This window comes from Taibaiella soli (genome assembly GCF_003236175.1).
Classification (GTDB): domain Bacteria; phylum Bacteroidota; class Bacteroidia; order Chitinophagales; family Chitinophagaceae; genus QKTW01.
Genome location: NZ_QKTW01000025.1, coordinates 145,377 through 161,957, shown reverse-complemented (window position 1 = coordinate 161,957; position 16,581 = coordinate 145,377). Strand labels below are relative to the sequence as shown.

The window sequence follows — 16,581 nt, the reverse complement described above, 5'->3', positions numbered from 1 at the left end:
GAAAGATTACTCCGGCAATTTCGACCGGTCAATATGCGCTAAAAAGTCTTCGAGTTTTGAAGGGTTATTGAGGATTGGCAACAATTGTTTGAGAATATTCTCGCTGTTTCTTTTTCCGCCGCCAATAAATAAACCATCGTCCGCAGGCATTGTCACCATAGACTTCGCCAGGTTCGGATCCTGATTGTTCATCATCTGCACAATAATTTCATCCCAGGTGTCGCCGGTAAATGCCAGCTTGTTCCGCTTAAATATCGGGCCGTATTTATGGATCACCAAAGTGTCCGTCAGGTCCAGATAAAGATCATATTTCGCATCGATTTTGTCCGTTATAAAAGGAAACGGATTGTTGGCACGTTGTCGCGTTACCTGGTCATCGGGTAGGCCAGTGAGGCTGTGTTTCAGTGGTGTGTCGCCATTTTGTGCGGTGGCTGTGATGCTTCCTGAAATAAGCGCGCCAATCAGGAAAACTGCGTAAATGTTTCTCATGGCCGAAAATATTTTGATAAATTATTCATCGCCGGCATCAATCTGCGAACGATCTACTTTTTGCAGATAATCGTCGAGCTTTTTGGTGCTGGAAAACATATTGCAACTAAACTGGAAAAACTTTTCACGGCTACCTTTCGTCACCTCAATCAAAACCTGGTTATCGCTTGTGCTGAATGTTACATCCTTGGCCAGTGCCGCATCAAATTTTTCGAGCGACTGTTCTAGGATACCTTCAACCACTTCTGGTTTGAGTTTATAATTGTTCTTTTTGAACGTAGCATCATATTTCCGGATCATCTGTGCATCCTTGCAATCAATCATATAGTCAAAAGATTTATTGTCTTTTGTTGGCACGACCGGAAAGCAGGGGTCAGTAAAGCCCTGGGCGAACGTATGCAGACTAATGAAAGAAAAACAAAATAACAGGAGAAACAGACGCTTCATCTTCGGATAATTTCCGGAAAAATAGCAAAACATCCCGAATAAGGCCAGAAAAGCGGGAAATGGATGTTAATAATAGAAGGTTAGGAAGCGTTTATTTCACTTTCTGTACGATTTTGAATAATTTCGCAAAGTTTTTAGGACAATTTATAACATTTCATAAAATCTTCTTGCAATGGCGTTTGATCTCGATCTAATTCAGAAGGTTTACGCCGCATTACCAGAAAAGGTAGCTGCTGCGCGTAAATTGCTGGGTCGCCCCCTCACTCAGGCGGAAAAAATCTTATATGCACACTCATTCGAAACTCCGCAACATGCTTACGAGCGTGGTAAGGATTATGTGAACTTCTCACCTGACCGCGTAGCGATGCAGGATGCGACTGCCCAGATGGCGTTGCTGCAGTTCATGACTTGTGGACGTGCGCAAGTAGCTGTGCCGAGCACAGTACACTGTGACCACCTGATTCAGGCGAAAACTGGCGCGAATCAAGATCTGGCAACTGCCAACGAAGTGAACAAAGAAGTGTACGACTTCCTCGCTTCTATCTCTAACAAATACGGCATCGGTTTCTGGAAACCAGGCGCTGGTATCATTCACCAGGTAGTACTCGAAAACTACGCGTTCCCTGGCGGTATGATGATTGGTACGGATAGCCACACACCAAACGCCGGTGGTCTGGGTATGATCGCAATCGGTGTAGGTGGTGCTGATGCAGTAGACGTAATGGCTGGTCTGCCATGGGAGCTGAAAATGCCGAAACTGATCGGTGTGAAGCTGACTGGTAAAATGAGCGGCTGGACTTCTGCAAAAGATATTATCCTGAAAGTTGCTGGTATCCTGACTGTAAAAGGCGGTACCGGTGCAATCGTTGAATACTTCGGCGAAGGTGCTGACAGTCTGAGCTGTACTGGTAAAGGTACTATCTGTAACATGGGTGCTGAAATCGGCGCAACTTGTTCTCTGTTTGCTTACGATGATAAAATGGGCGGTTACCTCCGTGCAACCAACCGTAAAGAAATCGCTGACATGGCTGATGGTATTCGCGAATACCTCCGTCCGGATGAAGAAGTTTACTCAAGCCCGGAAAAATATTACGATCAACTGATCGAAATCAACCTGGACGAACTGGAACCATATGTAAATGGTCCATTCACTCCGGATCTGGCTACTCCAATCAGCCAAATGGCTGAAGCTGTAAAACAGCATGGCTGGCCTGACGCGGTAGAAGTTGCCCTGATCGGCTCTTGTACCAACTCTTCTTATGAAGATATTTCCCGTGCTGCGTTTATCGCAAACGACGCAATGGAAAAAGGTCTGAAAGCAAAAAGCGAATATACCATCACTCCGGGTTCTGAAATGGTGCGTTTCACCATCGAACGCGACGGTATGCTCGATACTTTCGACAAAATGGGCGGCGTAGTACTGGCAAATGCCTGCGGTCCTTGTATCGGTCAATGGGCTCGTCATATTGATGATCCAAACCGTAAAAACACGATCGTTACTTCGTTCAACCGCAACTTTGCAAAACGTAACGATAGCTATAGCGGTACACACGCTTTCGTAGCTTCTCCTGAAATCACTACTGCTTACGCAATCGCTGGCCGTCTGTCTTTCAACCCACTGAAAGATACACTGGTAAACGAAAAAGGTGAATCAGTGAAACTGGCTGAGCCACAAGGTTTCGAACTGCCTCCGAAAGGTTTTGATGTAGACGATCCTGGATTCCAGGCGCCTGCTGAAGACGGTAGCAAAGTAGAAGTTATGGTGAACCCGGATAGCAACCGTCTGCAACTGTTGTCTCCATTCACTGCATGGGAAGGTACTGACCTGAGCCATTTGCGTCTGCTGATCAAAGCGTTCGGTAAATGTACAACTGACCACATCTCTATGGCAGGTCCATGGTTGAAATTCCGTGGTCACCTCGACAATATCTCTAACAACATGCTGATCGGCGCAATTAACGCCTTCAACATGGAGTCTAATAAAGTGAAAAACCAGCTGACTGGTGAATACGGTGAAGTGCCTGCAGTACAACGTGACTACAAAGCACATGGTATCGGCAGCGTAGTAGTAGGCGACGAAAACTACGGTGAAGGTAGCTCCCGTGAGCACGCAGCAATGGAACCACGCCACCTCGGTGTTCGTGCGATCGTTGTAAAAAGCTTCGCTCGTATCCACGAAACCAACCTGAAAAAACAAGGTATGCTGGCGCTGACTTTCAACGATAAAGCTGATTACGACAAAATCCAGGAAGATGATGTGATCGATCTGCAAGGTCTCACAACATTGGCTCCGGGCAGTCAGGTTACAATGGTACTCCGTCACAAAGACGAAACCACTGAGAACATCGTTCTGAACCACACTTACAACGATCAACAGATCGAATGGTTTAAAGCGGGTGGCGCACTGAACGTAATCCGTGCAGAATTCGCAGCACAAGCGTAAGAAAATCTGATCGCGAAATAAATAAGGAAACGCCACTCGAATGAGTGGCGTTTTTCTTTGCCCCCATCCCTTGAAAAAAGGATAATAAACTGTCTTGTTTTTCGTCTTTGCTTCTTATGCATCTTTGCGGGAAACTTTTGACTAACCACGGCAGCAAAATAAAATCTTACGATACTGCGTTTTGAAAAGGAAGAATTTCTCATAAATTGTAACCATCCAAAGACTTTTTATGAAATACCAAAAGCCCATAATGTCGCTTTTATTGCTGCTCTTGACCGTTTGTAGTAAAATGGTTGCTGCACAGGAGATAACCGAAGTAGATTATGCCAAAATTGAAAAAGAAACCAAAGATCCTAAGTCGGCATATTATTTCCCTAAATTGATGCAGCGCTATCTCAAATCTGATGCCTCTATGAGCAAAGAAGACAGGATGTATTTTTACTACGGTTATTCCTACACAGACCAATACAGCACATCGCCGATTGATATTTATTATGATTCGGTGCGGGCGATCTTCAACAAGGATACGCAGAAGAGAAGCGATTGGCAAAAGCTGGTCCTTTATGCGGATTCAAGTCTGCAAGCTGATCCGCTCAATATGCGGATGCTCAAATATCAGGCATACGCTTATGAACAAATGGATTCAGTGGATCGCGCAGATCTTAACCAGGCTAAAATAAAAATTGTCTCAGATGCAATTCTAAATTCCGGCGACGGTAAATCGCTTCAAACAGCATTTCATGTAATCAATGTCCGGGATGAATATGACTTGATGGGTATGTTGAAACTTAAAAGTGATGGGCAGTCTTTGGTAAATGATCATTACGATTTGATTGCGATCAAAGAGAATAAATACGGTATCAAGGAACTATATTTTAACGTATATCGGTCCATGGCGAAAATGGACGAAATGTTCAAAGAAGCCGGGCCGACATTGCCCGCGGGTTCGAAGAAAAAGAAAAAATAGAAACCACTGATAAAGGCTTTTTCAAACAATAGTTGCTACATAATTGTTTCTCATAATAAAGATGCAGATTTTGTGTAAAGAAGGACGATAGCGTTTATTTATACGAACGCAAAATGTGTGTTAAAATAAAATAATGCGTTTTTTTCCTGCTTAAATTGCAGGCATCCTTTTATTCCAAAAATCACGTGTTATGAAATTATCTAAGAAAGCAAGCATCGGACTGTTAGTCCTGGCAGTAGGCGTTGCGGGCGCTGCAGTTTACAAGAGCACGCATAAATCAAAGACAAACGGCGGCAGTATTGGTGGATTCGCATGGATGGGCAAATTCCGCGGACACGCTAAAGGTGGTCATGTAGGAAATGGAAAATTAGCTGACCGAATGGGTGATGAAGGCGGCCACGCAGGAAGTGCTGGTGGTTTGACCGGTGATGGCGGTCATGGTACCAGTGGTGGTGGCAGTCCTTTAGCTTAATTTGAAAATCAACTGACGAATATGTTTTACAAACGCTGCTTTTAAAGCAGCGTTTTTTATTTCCAATACTTCATTGATTAAAGTAGAAATGTTTGCGTCTAAGTCATTTTGCAAGCAATCAGCGTTAATGTGAGATACTCACAACTGACCACTCACAACTGACAAAATAAGACATCGGATATCAGCCATCGGAGATTCTCTTGGCATCACTTTTTTACTAATAAGTCAAAGTAGCTACCATGGAAAACAAACAAAAAAATCCTCAAGAGGAAGAAAATAAAAAAGATCAGGAGTCTGCTAATCCGGAAAATAAGACTCCTGAAAATAAGGAACAAGCTGATAAAGAGCATCCTAAAAAACACTCTTCAGCGGCCAGTATAGATTCCATCATCACCGGTGCAACCGACGCAGTGCACTCGCGTCATGCCAGTAGTAATCTGGGGAATACAGGCACCAACATTTCTTACGAAGGGGCCACCGCTCCAGGCGGTTCCGGCTCAGTAGGAACAGGATATAGTTCTGGTCAGGATGCCACAGGTACTACGATCAACACAGAAGGCGAAAACGATTTTGTGCGCGATCATAAACACAAGGACGAAGACGATACAGATGAAGAAAATGAGAAAGAGAAAGATGAAGACACTTTAGGAAATCCATAAAACGCAATCACTATGAAAGCAGAAGACAAAAAGAAACACGAGTCTGGTACAGAGCAATTCAAAGAAGAGAACAAAGATTACCAGGAAACGAATAAGGCCGCAGAGACAGGCAAACAGGGTAAGGCTTCATTCAAAGAAGGTTCTACCACGCAGGGTGGCTCTGATTATGGACAAGGAAGCTCTGATTTAGGACCGGAATCATACAGGCAAGGCAGTCAAAAAAATGAAGGTTCTGATTATAAAAACGAAGCTGGGAAATTAAGCGAAGAAAAAGATGATGTACCGCATGGACAAGGGGCACATAAAAACGAAAAAGAATCGAATGCACAAGAAGACTATCCGGGTCTGAAAGAAGAAGATGATAAAAGCAACGAGGATCAAAAGGATCAAACGAAGAACTCCGGAGAATAAATGCAATTTTAAAAGAGAGGAAAGCGGGTCGGAAGGCCTGCTTTCCTTTTTGTTGGAAAGATTAGTACATTCAGTCCAATTTTTAGCTGACCGATGAAACGGAAAATCGTCATCATTTTAGCCACTATAATCATGCTGGCAGCAGCTTTCGCTTTTTATGCCCATGAGACAAATCTTTTCCGGAAATGGTACGTGAAATATTATACAGGTCAGACATTACTGGACAACCGGAATTATCATTTGCAACTAGATACCGTTCGCGTCATTCGTACAAAACTATGTAATGAAAATGCACCGGGTGATAGTCAACGTAATGCTTTTATCGCGGCGATCAACAACCGGATTATTCCCTACTGGTATGGTACACCGTGGAGTTTTAACGGCATGACACAAATGCCCAATGAAGGAAGCGTTGCCTGTGGTTATTTTGTGACTACTGTTCTGCGCGATATAGGTGTTCCGATAGATCGTGTGAAATTGGCGCAATGTGCGTCTGAAGCGATGATCAAAGCACTCATTAATCCTAAATATATTTTCCATTTTCCCGAACATTACGATCTGGATTCGTTCAACGCGCAGCTCACGCAATTGGGTAATGGTGTCTACATTGTCGGGCTGGATACGCACACCGGATTTATAAACGTTTCATCCGATGGCAATTGGTTTATTCATTCCAGCGGACGTTTTCCACAAATGGTGTTGAAAGAAAAAGTTACGGAATCAAAAGTGCTCAGCAATTCCAAATACAAAGTGGTTGGTAAGATTAGTGCTGACGATGATTTTCTGGCGCGATGGATTGCCAACGAAAATTAGTCTGTTTTATGAATCGCAGATTGATGGCAGTCGCTCACAAAAAAAGCAGATCAAGAATGACCCGCTCATTTGGTTAATAAAGCTTTCTAGACTTAATTCATGCTAAGCATACCGTCATGTTGCTCGCCGACGAGATACAACTGAATCTGAGTGAGATTGTTTAATACAGCCAGATTATTGTACTGCTGCAACTTGTTGAGATCGGCGCCCACAACCGAATGCGTTACCGGAATTTTGTTTTGCGGACTTGCAACCGCATTATTGTATGATGTAATTTCATTTTTCAGCGTCGTCAGTAATTGAAACCCTTTACCATCGTCTTTATAAAAACTGTCGCCGAGACCATTATCAAGGTTGCGTTTCTGCTTATCATTCACTACATCAAAAATATAGGTCTGACCAGTTTCTGTTTGTATGATCAAATCCTTCAACTGCTGGCAGGTTGACTGGATGCGTTTGGCAAGCATACTGTTCTCTGTGGTCTCTTTCGCCGGGTTTGGTTGCTGCAGTTTTTGAAGCAGTAGTTCGTTTTGGAGATAAGCATCTAACTTATCGGAAGACGGTTTTCCAATAGTTGTTAAGGTGAATTGTATGCCAATAACTGCCACTATCAGTACAGATGATACCATTGTGTTCACCCTGGTTTCCTCTTTGCGGATGCCTGTAAAAAAATAGCTTGGTAAAAACACAAATGCTGTAATGCTGAGCGTAGCCATCCATATATTATGTGCGCCCGGCCAATGATTCACCAAAAACAACATCGAAAGACAGTACATTATTGCGGAAACTGTACCCGTGGCCAGTATCAGCTTGTCGCGGCTGTTGGTGGTCTCTCTGGATTTGATAATAAACAACAGAGGTAAAAAAAGAAAGCTGATTGTAATGAAGCCAAGTAATAGCAGTAAGCCAGCACCGGGTGAATGCATTATTTTTAAAACCGAGCCCAGGATAAATGCTACCGCAGATATGGCTCCCGTAATAAACATGGTTTTTCTCATTGCATAATAGTTTTTGAATGTGAGCAGGAGAATGGTTTCCCTTTCTATTTCTGACAGCTCTGTTTTGTAAAACTTCTGAATCGCCGTCTGATAGAATTGTTCGAAGTCTCCGTTTGCTTCGAGGTTTTGCTCTATGATGCAACAAACATGATCGAGGAGGTCTTGTTGCAGACCCTCCATCTTAACGCCACGTGCACTGATGTCGTCAAGAATATAATCTATCTGTTGGTCACTGAGAAAATACATTTAGGCCGTTTTTGTTTTTATATCTAACAAAAAAATCATCGTTTGTATAAAGTCTGAAAATTCACTCAGTTTCTCCTGCGATTTTGTTTTTCCTGAAGGACTCAGTCGATAATATTTCCGCACGCGCTTTCCGATGTATTCAATTTCGGTAGTGAGCAATCCTTCGTTTTCCAGCGCATGGAGTGTTGGATATAACGCACCTTCGGTTATCTGTATTTTCTCCGAGGTCAACTCTTTTACCCGTTGTGTAATCTCGTAGCCATACATTTTATTGTTGTCAGCAAGCAGCTTCAGTACAATCGTTTTCAGCGTGCCTTTTATTAATTCTGAAGAATAGATCATGATATTGGATCGTTACCTAAGATAAAGATACATAAGAATCTGATGTATTTGCAAAAAAATTAAAAAAATAGGTGCCGCATCCACTGATCGGGTGTCTGATCGCATTGACAATTTTAAAGATTAGGCATGAAAAAAGGCCGCCGAAGCGACCTGTAAAATTATTTTCCGTGCTTTTTATGCTTCGCTTTGAGACTCCCTTTAGGGGATGGGGGTTGGAATTGGTTCCATCAAATCACGAATCACCACCGAAGCCACTGTAGCGCCAAATGTTGCCGGCAAATAAGAAATGGTGCCGTAAGCTGATTTCTTGAAATTAGAACCGTCTGTCATCATCAACGATTCCTTAATCGGTTCTTCCGGAGAGAAAGCAACTTTAATGCCTTTGCGAATACCAGCTTCTTTCAGCTTTTTGCGGATATGTTGTGCAAATGGGCAATTGTAGGTTTTAGAAATATCAGTCACCTGCAATTGCGTTGGGTCCAGTTTGGCTCCCGCGCCCATAGAGCTTACCAGTCGCACACCGCGACTATAACACGCTTTTAGAAAATTGAGTTTCGGTGTAACGCTGTCGATTGCATCAACGACGTAATCAAATTTACTTTCATCGAGAATTTCCTCCACGCGTTCAGGGCGAATAAATTCCTTAATCACGTGCAGTTTCAATTCCGGATTGATTGCCAGGAGGCGTTCTGCCATCAGTTCGGCTTTCGATTGTCCGTGTGTGGTCGCTAATGCAGGCAGTTGACGGTTACGATTGCTCGGGTCCACCACATCGCCGTCAATAATGGTCATTTCGCCAATTCCCGAACGGCAGATAAATTCAGCCGCAAAAGAACCAACGCCTCCCATGCCTACGACCAGCACATGCGCATTCATCAATCGTTCCAGTTTCTCTCTGCCAATCAGCAGCTCTGTGCGGGACAACCATGCAGTATCCGTCATCATCTTGCAAAAACGTTTTGAAAATTTTTTTGAAGCTGCAAAATAATTTCATCTTCGCCAGTTTTCCGAATTTTTGCTGCTTTTGCATATACATCAGCAATAGGCATGGCGGCATCGTCTGTTTCGAGGAAGAAATGATCGGCCGGAATATGTTCCAAGGCTTCCAGTGGTCCGGGATGCGATTGAAATAAAGCTTTTCCGAAGGATATATAAAGTCTGTGCTGTACCAGTTGCTGTGCAAGTTCTGGTTTTTTATTAAATCCATGAATGATGACCGGCACTTTCGGCGGATGCATTTTAAAAACGGCCAGCAGATCTTCAAATGCTTTTACGCAATGGATTATCAGTGGTTTATTAATGGAATTTGCCAGATCAATTTGCCAAATCAACCATTTCATTTGCCAATCCCAATCCGTTTTAGCCAGTTTGTCCAGACCGCATTCGCCAATTGCCAATACGTTTGGCAGCGACATGTATTTTCGGATAGCTTCGCAATCGGCTTCCGCATGATCCAAATACCAGGGATGAAGTCCAACGCTGCAAGTAAGGCCGCTTTCTGCCCGTTCAAATTGATCATACAGGCAAAAAATCGACAGGTTATCGCCGGGAAACGTATGGTGCGAATGAATATTTATATATCGAGACAAGAAAATAAATATTTGATACGTTGTTAAATAAACGAGAAATTCCCGAAACGGAACTTCTTTTTTTCGGTATTATGTATTTTTACAAAACAATTATTACTAATAAACTGTATGAAACCACTGTACGACATCAAGAACTTTATTGAATGGAAAGCTTTTGGCGTATGCACTGCGATAGGCGAAAAGCTCGGTATCGCGAGCTCCAAGATCCGTCTGTGGTTCATTTACATTTCTTTTCTTACACTCGGTTCGCCCGTTGTGCTTTATATGATTCTCGCATTCTGGATGAACATTAAGAACTATGTGCTCATGCACCGCCGTAATCCGCTTCGCTGGCTTTAATTTAGTTATAAGTTATGGTTGATGAGTTATGAATTGCGCACATTGGTGTTGCAAATTATTTTGCCACCAGCTGTTTTTACTCCGGTTAAACTCCCTTGCGTCGCACATTTCGTCTTCAGTGCAGCCATTAATTATTAAATCTGGTGCGGGAGTTAGCACAGCGCTCTCGTGTCTATAAAAATCTGTTAGTTTCTAATACCAATTGACTACCAGAAAATGGCACGATTAATTGTGTAAAGATGGATTTACGGAACACCACCGGTCTAAGGAAACGCAGGCGTTAAAAAATGAAATGCATACAGCGTCCGCAATTATGATGGTGAACGGAGCAACACAGATCAATATAGATTGGCCAGGAAGTGGTATAAAGCAGCATAGTAAGCTTTAGATTGCCACGTCATTCTTCCTCGCAACAGCGAAATGCCTTCGTCGTCCTGAACGAAGTGTAGGGATTAGCCGTAGTTTCCTTAAGCCTTGAACTTTTGGTTACTTTTGCTTCAAGGCAAAAGTGACAGAAGGCACTTCTTTAAAATTGATTCAGCGGAAAATTTTTAATCCTGTTTTTGAAGTCCAATTGGTATAACTGGCGATTGTAGCCAAAAGAAAAATGCCCTTCTTTCGAAGAGCATTTCCTGGTTTGCATTTAGACTTTAATCTTCTTTATCATTTTCGAGCCATCGTAAAAACAGACATACTTGATGTTTGCGTTTCTACTCAGCATCGCCAATGCCAGTGGAGTGGTGGAATAGGTCTGTTGCGTGCCTGTTTGTTTGACCAGCCGTACATTTAAGTTGGAACCTGAAATTTCCGCTTTTTCAATGTGCAGGTCAGTCGTAATGTTTGTGGCCGGCAGTGCGACAGATACTACCCAATGATCTTTGAAATCTGGCGTGACAATCGTGTTGGTAGCGGTTTTGGCCGCCCCGAAATTCTTGTCGAACGTTGATTTTTTACTGATCACATTGCAATTGTAGCCTTTCGAAAGTTTCACCGTATTCTTCACAAAATAATTCTTCAGTGAAACCAGTTCTACTTTCTGAGCTCCGGCTATCGCAGGCAATAAAGCAATCAGCAAACTAAAGATCAGATGTTTCATAGTGGCAGTGGGTTATTGTTTTTTCAGCGTATAATTCTGCTGCGAATTAATGCGTTTTTCTTCGTTGTCCAGTTGTTGCAGATCACCATTAGGCAAAACTTCATAATACCGCGAGCCATTTGTACCGCCTTCTGCATTCAACTCAATGACATTTACGTTTGGGTCGCTCGCAGAGCCTCTCGAAGTTGTCCAGGTCCCATTTGTATTAAACGAATTGGCCGTGTCCGGTTTGCCCTGGTAAGTTTCCCTTAGTAAAAAAGTGCCTTCGGCAGTATTGGGTTCATGTTGCAATGCAAGATCTGTAAGAATGCCGCTGCAATCAGCGCATGGCATCATACCTGAATAAGATTCCGTCTGTAATGCCGGCGCAGCTGATGCACCATTTCCTACTTCTGCTTTTGCCGAATCTGCATGCGCTGCTGTATTATCCGGATTATTCCGGCAGGCCGCAAAAACAAACATCAATCCCAATATTATTGCAGAACTCTTTGTCATACGCAACTAAATATAATGAATTATTTCGTCTTTAAAATCGCCAGCTCATCCTTGCCCTGATAAAAACGAATTTCATTTACTTCCGGTATAATCGGCAAAGTTGCTACCACTATAGGAAATTCGGTGTAGGTAAGCGGTGTGATTGTTTTTTTATAATTGCAGTATACTTCCACATAATTACCTGCCCGCGTAGCGTTGGTGAACATCATTTTAGTAATTCGTTCGGTAGGCATAGCTGCCATCACAATGACCATTTCTTTTTTGAAATCCGGAGGATTCGGTAACGGTGGTGTTCCTTTGTCAATGCCAAATGTTTTGTCGAAGACCTTCTGTTTCGTGATGACAAAGAAATTTGCTCCGCTTTGCAGTGGTATTTTTGGCGAAAGATTGTAACCGGAAAGAAAACGTAGTTTCACCGGAACCGGCTGCGCCATTGCGGTAGCGGTGATCAACGTAAAAAGTAAACAGTATATTGGGCGAAGGAAACTCATAAGCGACGAAATGGCTGTTTTGTAATTTTGTTTTGAGGTTTCCCCAACAAAATACGTTACTAGATGCAATTCTCTATATATCCCCGGCGCAGACATATATTCGAAGGTAATCTTACCAAGGAAGATTTTTTCGGAAGGATATCGAAACCCTGCTATACTATGGAGCAGGCAAAGGATCTGGGACTTTTTAGTTGGGGCAATATAAAGTCCGGACTTGTTTTTGAAAGAAACGACGATGGATTTGTCGTGACAAAGATAATTCCGCGCCGATACAGACGCGAAACATATAAGATAGTAGGGAAGGGGACTTTAGAAAAAGTGGGTGAGGGAAAACTAAAAGTTGAAATAGACTACACCGTGATTGATATTAGGGCGGCAATTGGTTTTTGCGCCGCTGTTATATTGATGTGTGTGGCTCTGGGCGTATCAGCTTATGAAGTAGCAAATGGGAGCTCTTCTCCGTTTCTGATAATAGGTGCTTACCTTGTTCTTCTGGCAATCATATTTGTGGCAAGATTTAGTCCGCTGGCTGAGATAGACAAATTTCACAAAGAAATTCGTACGTATCTGAATCAACCGGCTGAAAACCAGTTTCCTGACGAAAATCATATTTCCACTAAAGACTAAATCTGCCTGAAATCGTATCTTTGCGGCGCAATTAATTATTGATCCTCAAAAATCAGAAAGGTACACCATGCCAGTGTTACACAATCGAATCAACAATGAGGAACTGAAACAGCGTATGTTGGCTGAAACAGAGCCGCGCAAAACAGTTTCTTTTTACAAGTATTTCCACATTACCGATCCGCAGGTTTTCCGCGATGAGTTGTACAAACGTTTTTATGACCTTAAAGTCTTTGGCCGCATCTATGTAGCAAATGAAGGGATTAACGGGCAAATCAGCGTACCGGAAAGCAATTACGAAGCATTTCGCGATGCCTTGTATACAAGCGCACCTGAACTGAGCGGTATCCGTATGAATATCGCAGTTGATGACGATGGTAAATCTTTCTGGGTGCTGCGCCTGAAAGTGCGTCCGAAGATTGTAGCTGATGGTATTGATGATCCTACATTCGATCTTTCTAAAACAGGTAAATACCTGAAAGCTGCAGCATACAATGAACTCGCGAGTCAGCCTGACACGATCATTGTAGATATGCGTAATCACTACGAATATGAGGTAGGCCATTTTGAGAATGCAATTGAAGTGCCTTCTGACACGTTCCGTGATCAATTGCCAATGGCGGTGGATATGCTGAAAGATCAGAAGGATAAAAATATTATTATGTACTGCACTGGTGGTATTCGCTGTGAAAAAGCGAGTGCATATATGCTGCACAATGGCTTTAATAACGTGTTTCACGTAGAAGGCGGTATTATTGAATATGCGCGCAATGCCAAAGAACAAGGTCTTCCGGTAAAATTCAAAGGAAAGAACTTTGTGTTTGACGAGCGTCTCGGCGAACGTATCACTGACGATATTCTGGCGCAATGTCATATTTGTGGCAAACCTTGCGATGTGCATACCAACTGTAAAAACGACGGTTGTCATCTGTTGTTCATTCAGTGTGATGATTGTGCCGTGAAATATGATGGTTGTTGCAGCGCGGAATGCCAACACGAACATAATTTACCAGAAGATGAACAACGTGAAATGCGTGCTGGTCGTGAAAATGGAATGAAAATATTCAACAAATCAAAAGACCATCCGTTGCGCAAACACAGAGATGAATGGAAAGAGCAACGGGATTCTTAAAGTCAAAAGTAAAAATTCAAAAAGCTTTTATAATAGAGGCTCCGTGTTTGCGGGGCCTTTTTTGTTGTGTGTTTGTTTTTCGCAAAGGTGCAAAGGTTTTTTCTCGCAAAGGCACAGAGACGCAACGGTGTTTTTTATAACTCGCGCTTGTCACACAATTCTGGGGCGCGAACAGCAACACAGCGGCAGACCACATGGATTATTTATCGCGTCATTGCGACGAAGGAAGCTGCACAAAATGTTTTGCACAGAATATGGTTCTGTGTGGAATACGTTCATCTTTTCGTCTTAAGCTAATGCGATCAGCCATTCACCTTATTTTCTTGCTTACTTTTATTATGCTTACATTTCTCGGAAGAGATCGCATGATCCAATTACCTATTAGTCACAGCCTGGATTATCGCGACTTAATAGATTCCGATTCTTACGTGTTGCAGATTGATAAAAGCGGAAACTTTCATCTCTACCGTAGTAGTGCTAAACAAAGAATAATTCAGTGTGATCAAAGTCTTTGCACGTTTGATCACGCTGTTGTACTAATCCCGAAACGTGTAGCTGTTTTTATCGTAGCCGATAGGAGATTGTCTTACGGATTCGTTCGGAAATACTTAGCAGGATTGCGTTTGGGCAATCGTTGTAAAATTGATCTTATAGTGAATGCACAGTAGTTGATTTATTCTACGATTTTTTTGACGCAGGAGGAATCTCACGAAATGAGTACCCATATTGCGCGGGACATCTCCTTCCGTCGATGTGACATTATAATGCAGTACCGGTATTGACCATTCAGCATTGACCATTTGCAAAAAAAATGCTTCACTTTATGGAATTCATTTCCTCCCATCGTCTTACTATCAAACCCACTGTTATGGCAGACGTACTCATTCCTCAAAAAAGCGGACGTAGAAAAGCGCATAGCCTTCGTGTAGATCTCACGCCCATGGTAGATCTTGGATTCCTGCTCATCGCATTCTTTATGTACACCACTACGATGGCAAAACCGAAAAGTCTTGAAGTAAACAAACCGGTGCCTGAAGGACCAAACGTCGCTTATCCAAGTGAGAGCGTTGTGACGCTTATTCCTGCCAAAGACCATCGTGTATTGTATTACAGAGGCGAATTAGCACAAGACAAAAATGGTGTAAGTGATTTTACAGAAAAAGGAATCCGCACCATTTTGATTCAGGCAGAAAAAGAAGCTGCAGCACTGCCGGCAACACTTTCTCCTGAAGCACACAAGCTACATGTGATCATCAAGCCTGCAGATGATTGCAGCTATGCAGATGTAGTAAGTGTGCTGGATGAAATGGAGATCCTGCAGGTTCCTTACTATGCAATGGCAGATGTTACGGCAGAAGAAACACAACTGCTGACAAAAAAATTACAATAGAATTTGTGTAAAGTTTATTTCCATCCGTTTTATGATTAAACACTCTTCTTTATGGAACGCACCGCTTTATTGCACACCGACTATCTTGACATTCTGTTCCAAAATCGTAACAAAGCCTACGGCGGTTACGAGCTTCGCAAACATTATCCGGACCGCATAAGGAAAGCCCTTTTTACAGTTGTATTTTTTGTGAGTGGTCTTGGCGGTTATCAATTGTACACTACATTACACAAACATCAGACGTCTGCTGTTTTTCCAAAGGAAACTGTGATACATCTGCAGAACATACCGGTAGATAATCTCTATGTGCCACCGCCACCTCCTCCGCCGAAAGCTGTAGCAGCGCCTAAAGTAGCAGCTACCGTTGCAAATCCGCCCATCACAATTGCACCTGATAAAACAGTTATAGACAATCCACCTAAAACATCTGATGATTTGAAAGGTAAGCAAATTGGTGCTCATGATAATCCGGGTAACGGCGGCGATAGTCCAGACCTGGGCGGTAAAACGGGGGCTGGTACTGGAACTGGCGAAATGCCTGCGGGTAACGTGGGTGATCTGCCTGCAAGTTCTGAACCGGTTCGCTTCGTTGAGCAAATGCCGCAGTTTGCCGGCAGTATGGAAGATTACCTGCACAATAATCTGCGTTATCCTGAAATGGCACGCGAAGCTGGAGTTCAGGGAAGAGTGGTCGTTGAATTTGTTGTCAACGAAGTGGGCGAAATCGGCGCCATAAAAGTAAGAAGAGGTATTGGGGGCGGCTGTGATGATGAGGCCGTTCGCGTGATCAAAAACATGCCGCGCTGGCGTCCTGGTAAGCAAAACGGTCATCCGGTTAATGTGCTGATGACATTGCCAATAACGTTTACGTTGGACTAAAATCGCTGATGTTTGATTTTCTGAAATGGTCGCATGGCTTAGTGCCGTCCGGCCATTTGTATTTTTCGTAGACCCCTATCGTTTAATTGGTCTGATTTATTTAAATCAAAAGTCAAAATTAAAAATTCAAAAAAGCCTGAGTGCTAAAGTGCTAGCAGTTAAATATTTGTAGTAGAATAACACCAAATCAGAAATCAGCCATCAGCCAATCAGAAATCATCCCTGAGGTTTCCTGTTTTGAGGTCAAACTATTAGATTC

General features: G+C 42.8%; 20 protein-coding genes. 11 read left to right on the top strand and 9 right to left on the bottom strand.

Going from position 1 to position 16,581, the window contains the following annotated elements; all coding sequences use genetic code 11:
* Nucleotides 1-6: 6 nt before the first annotated feature.
* Together DN068_RS18990 and DN068_RS18985 are read right to left on the bottom strand one after the other, a co-directional pair.
* Complete coding sequence (locus tag DN068_RS18990; RefSeq protein ID WP_111000522.1) at nt 7-489, bottom strand: hypothetical protein; 483 nt, start codon at nt 487-489, stop codon at nt 7-9.
* 21 nt (nt 490-510) lie between these two features.
* Entirely contained in the window at nt 511-813 is a 303-nt protein-coding gene (locus tag DN068_RS18985) for a hypothetical protein (RefSeq protein ID WP_123985411.1), read from the bottom strand.
* Nucleotides 814-1,108: 295 nt separating this feature from the next.
* Here DN068_RS18985 and DN068_RS18980 point away from each other — a divergent pair, with 295 nt between their 5' ends.
* From DN068_RS18980 to DN068_RS18955, 6 genes are all read left to right on the top strand, one after another.
* Entirely contained in the window at nt 1,109-3,379 is a 2,271-nt protein-coding gene (locus DN068_RS18980) for an aconitate hydratase (RefSeq protein WP_111000520.1), read from the top strand.
* 229 nt (nt 3,380-3,608) lie between these two features.
* Complete coding sequence (locus DN068_RS18975; protein WP_111000519.1) at nt 3,609-4,346, top strand: DUF4919 domain-containing protein; 738 nt, start codon at nt 3,609-3,611, stop codon at nt 4,344-4,346.
* A 190-nt stretch (nt 4,347-4,536) separates the two neighbouring features.
* A complete protein-coding gene (locus DN068_RS18970) occupies nt 4,537-4,818 on the top strand; it encodes a hypothetical protein (RefSeq protein WP_111000518.1) in 282 nt (93 codons plus the stop codon).
* A 239-nt stretch (nt 4,819-5,057) separates the two neighbouring features.
* Nucleotides 5,058-5,477 (top strand): hypothetical protein, encoded by a 420-nt coding sequence (locus DN068_RS18965; RefSeq protein WP_111000517.1) that lies wholly within the window; start codon nt 5,058-5,060, stop codon nt 5,475-5,477.
* Nucleotides 5,478-5,489: 12 nt separating this feature from the next.
* Complete coding sequence (locus DN068_RS18960) at nt 5,490-5,888, top strand: hypothetical protein (RefSeq protein WP_111000516.1); 399 nt, start codon at nt 5,490-5,492, stop codon at nt 5,886-5,888.
* Nucleotides 5,889-5,981: 93 nt separating this feature from the next.
* Entirely contained in the window at nt 5,982-6,701 is a 720-nt protein-coding gene (locus DN068_RS18955) for a hypothetical protein (RefSeq protein ID WP_123985410.1), read from the top strand.
* A gap of 92 nt (nt 6,702-6,793) precedes the next feature.
* Here the strand turns inward: DN068_RS18955 and DN068_RS18950 are convergent, their stop codons facing one another.
* The 4 genes from DN068_RS18950 to DN068_RS18935 form a co-directional block, all read right to left on the bottom strand.
* The gene (locus DN068_RS18950) at nt 6,794-7,945 is read right to left on the bottom strand and encodes a hypothetical protein (protein ID WP_111000514.1); all 1,152 of its coding nucleotides are present in this window, start codon (nt 7,943-7,945) and stop codon (nt 6,794-6,796) included.
* Nucleotides 7,946-8,287 (bottom strand): PadR family transcriptional regulator, encoded by a 342-nt coding sequence (locus tag DN068_RS18945; RefSeq protein WP_207799037.1) that lies wholly within the window; start codon nt 8,285-8,287, stop codon nt 7,946-7,948. It lies immediately after the preceding gene.
* Between the two features lie 198 nt (nt 8,288-8,485).
* The gene (locus DN068_RS18940) at nt 8,486-9,232 is read right to left on the bottom strand and encodes a tRNA threonylcarbamoyladenosine dehydratase (protein ID WP_207799035.1); all 747 of its coding nucleotides are present in this window, start codon (nt 9,230-9,232) and stop codon (nt 8,486-8,488) included.
* Nucleotides 9,229-9,876: a TatD family hydrolase gene (locus tag DN068_RS18935; RefSeq protein WP_165836460.1), complete on the bottom strand. Its 648-nt coding sequence runs from the start codon at nt 9,874-9,876 to the stop codon at nt 9,229-9,231. Before DN068_RS18935 ends, DN068_RS18940 begins: the two co-directional genes overlap by 4 nt.
* A 108-nt stretch (nt 9,877-9,984) precedes the next feature.
* Between DN068_RS18935 and DN068_RS18930 the strand changes: the two genes are divergently transcribed.
* Nucleotides 9,985-10,215, top strand: coding sequence for a PspC domain-containing protein (locus tag DN068_RS18930; RefSeq protein WP_207799033.1), 231 nt, complete (start codon nt 9,985-9,987; stop codon nt 10,213-10,215).
* Nucleotides 10,216-10,858: 643 nt separating this feature from the next.
* Here DN068_RS18930 and DN068_RS18925 read toward each other — a convergent pair.
* The 3 genes from DN068_RS18925 to DN068_RS18915 are packed head-to-tail and all read right to left on the bottom strand — an operon-like array spanning nt 10,859 to nt 12,297.
* The gene (locus DN068_RS18925; RefSeq protein WP_111000511.1) at nt 10,859-11,311 is read right to left on the bottom strand and encodes a hypothetical protein; all 453 of its coding nucleotides are present in this window, start codon (nt 11,309-11,311) and stop codon (nt 10,859-10,861) included.
* 12 nt (nt 11,312-11,323) lie between these two features.
* Entirely contained in the window at nt 11,324-11,806 is a 483-nt protein-coding gene (locus DN068_RS18920; protein ID WP_111000510.1) for a copper resistance protein NlpE, read from the bottom strand.
* A gap of 20 nt (nt 11,807-11,826) precedes the next feature.
* On the bottom strand, nt 11,827-12,297 hold the full coding sequence (locus DN068_RS18915; RefSeq protein WP_123985409.1) for a hypothetical protein: 471 nt from the start codon (nt 12,295-12,297) through the stop codon (nt 11,827-11,829).
* A 159-nt stretch (nt 12,298-12,456) separates the two neighbouring features.
* Between DN068_RS18915 and DN068_RS18910 the strand changes: the two genes are divergently transcribed.
* The 4 genes from DN068_RS18910 (at nt 12,457) to DN068_RS18890 (ending at nt 16,322) form a co-directional block, all read left to right on the top strand.
* Nucleotides 12,457-12,924: a hypothetical protein gene (locus tag DN068_RS18910; protein ID WP_123985408.1), complete on the top strand. Its 468-nt coding sequence runs from the start codon at nt 12,457-12,459 to the stop codon at nt 12,922-12,924.
* A gap of 67 nt (nt 12,925-12,991) precedes the next feature.
* Nucleotides 12,992-14,053, top strand: coding sequence for an oxygen-dependent tRNA uridine(34) hydroxylase TrhO (gene trhO, locus DN068_RS18905; RefSeq protein WP_111000507.1), 1,062 nt, complete (start codon nt 12,992-12,994; stop codon nt 14,051-14,053).
* An 868-nt stretch (nt 14,054-14,921) separates the two neighbouring features.
* Entirely contained in the window at nt 14,922-15,443 is a 522-nt protein-coding gene (locus DN068_RS18895; protein ID WP_165836459.1) for an ExbD/TolR family protein, read from the top strand.
* Between the two features lie 51 nt (nt 15,444-15,494).
* Entirely contained in the window at nt 15,495-16,322 is an 828-nt protein-coding gene (locus DN068_RS18890; protein WP_111000504.1) for an energy transducer TonB, read from the top strand.
* Nucleotides 16,323-16,581 lie beyond the last annotated feature (259 nt).

What these genes read in the sequence shown, in the direction of transcription:
- DN068_RS18990 (WP_111000522.1), bottom strand. Translation starts at nt 489, where the DNA reads ATGAGAAACATTTACGCAGTTTTCCTGATTGGCGCGCTTATTTCAGGA.
- DN068_RS18985 (WP_123985411.1), bottom strand. Translation starts at nt 813, where the DNA reads ATGATTGATTGCAAGGATGCACAGATGATCCGGAAATATGATGCTACG.
- DN068_RS18980 (WP_111000520.1), top strand. Translation starts at nt 1,109, where the DNA reads ATGGCGTTTGATCTCGATCTAATTCAGAAGGTTTACGCCGCATTACCA.
- DN068_RS18975 (WP_111000519.1), top strand. Translation starts at nt 3,609, where the DNA reads ATGAAATACCAAAAGCCCATAATGTCGCTTTTATTGCTGCTCTTGACC.
- DN068_RS18970 (WP_111000518.1), top strand. Translation starts at nt 4,537, where the DNA reads ATGAAATTATCTAAGAAAGCAAGCATCGGACTGTTAGTCCTGGCAGTA.
- DN068_RS18965 (WP_111000517.1), top strand. Translation starts at nt 5,058, where the DNA reads ATGGAAAACAAACAAAAAAATCCTCAAGAGGAAGAAAATAAAAAAGAT.
- DN068_RS18960 (WP_111000516.1), top strand. Translation starts at nt 5,490, where the DNA reads ATGAAAGCAGAAGACAAAAAGAAACACGAGTCTGGTACAGAGCAATTC.
- DN068_RS18955 (WP_123985410.1), top strand. Translation starts at nt 5,982, where the DNA reads ATGAAACGGAAAATCGTCATCATTTTAGCCACTATAATCATGCTGGCA.
- DN068_RS18950 (WP_111000514.1), bottom strand. Translation starts at nt 7,945, where the DNA reads ATGTATTTTCTCAGTGACCAACAGATAGATTATATTCTTGACGACATC.
- DN068_RS18945 (WP_207799037.1), bottom strand. Translation starts at nt 8,287, where the DNA reads ATGATCTATTCTTCAGAATTAATAAAAGGCACGCTGAAAACGATTGTA.
- DN068_RS18940 (WP_207799035.1), bottom strand. Translation starts at nt 9,232, where the DNA reads ATGATGACGGATACTGCATGGTTGTCCCGCACAGAGCTGCTGATTGGC.
- DN068_RS18930 (WP_207799033.1), top strand. Translation starts at nt 9,985, where the DNA reads ATGAAACCACTGTACGACATCAAGAACTTTATTGAATGGAAAGCTTTT.
- DN068_RS18925 (WP_111000511.1), bottom strand. Translation starts at nt 11,311, where the DNA reads ATGAAACATCTGATCTTTAGTTTGCTGATTGCTTTATTGCCTGCGATA.
- DN068_RS18920 (WP_111000510.1), bottom strand. Translation starts at nt 11,806, where the DNA reads ATGACAAAGAGTTCTGCAATAATATTGGGATTGATGTTTGTTTTTGCG.
- DN068_RS18915 (WP_123985409.1), bottom strand. Translation starts at nt 12,297, where the DNA reads ATGAGTTTCCTTCGCCCAATATACTGTTTACTTTTTACGTTGATCACC.
- DN068_RS18910 (WP_123985408.1), top strand. Translation starts at nt 12,457, where the DNA reads ATGGAGCAGGCAAAGGATCTGGGACTTTTTAGTTGGGGCAATATAAAG.
- trhO (WP_111000507.1), top strand. Translation starts at nt 12,992, where the DNA reads ATGCCAGTGTTACACAATCGAATCAACAATGAGGAACTGAAACAGCGT.
- DN068_RS18895 (WP_165836459.1), top strand. Translation starts at nt 14,922, where the DNA reads ATGGCAGACGTACTCATTCCTCAAAAAAGCGGACGTAGAAAAGCGCAT.
- DN068_RS18890 (WP_111000504.1), top strand. Translation starts at nt 15,495, where the DNA reads ATGGAACGCACCGCTTTATTGCACACCGACTATCTTGACATTCTGTTC.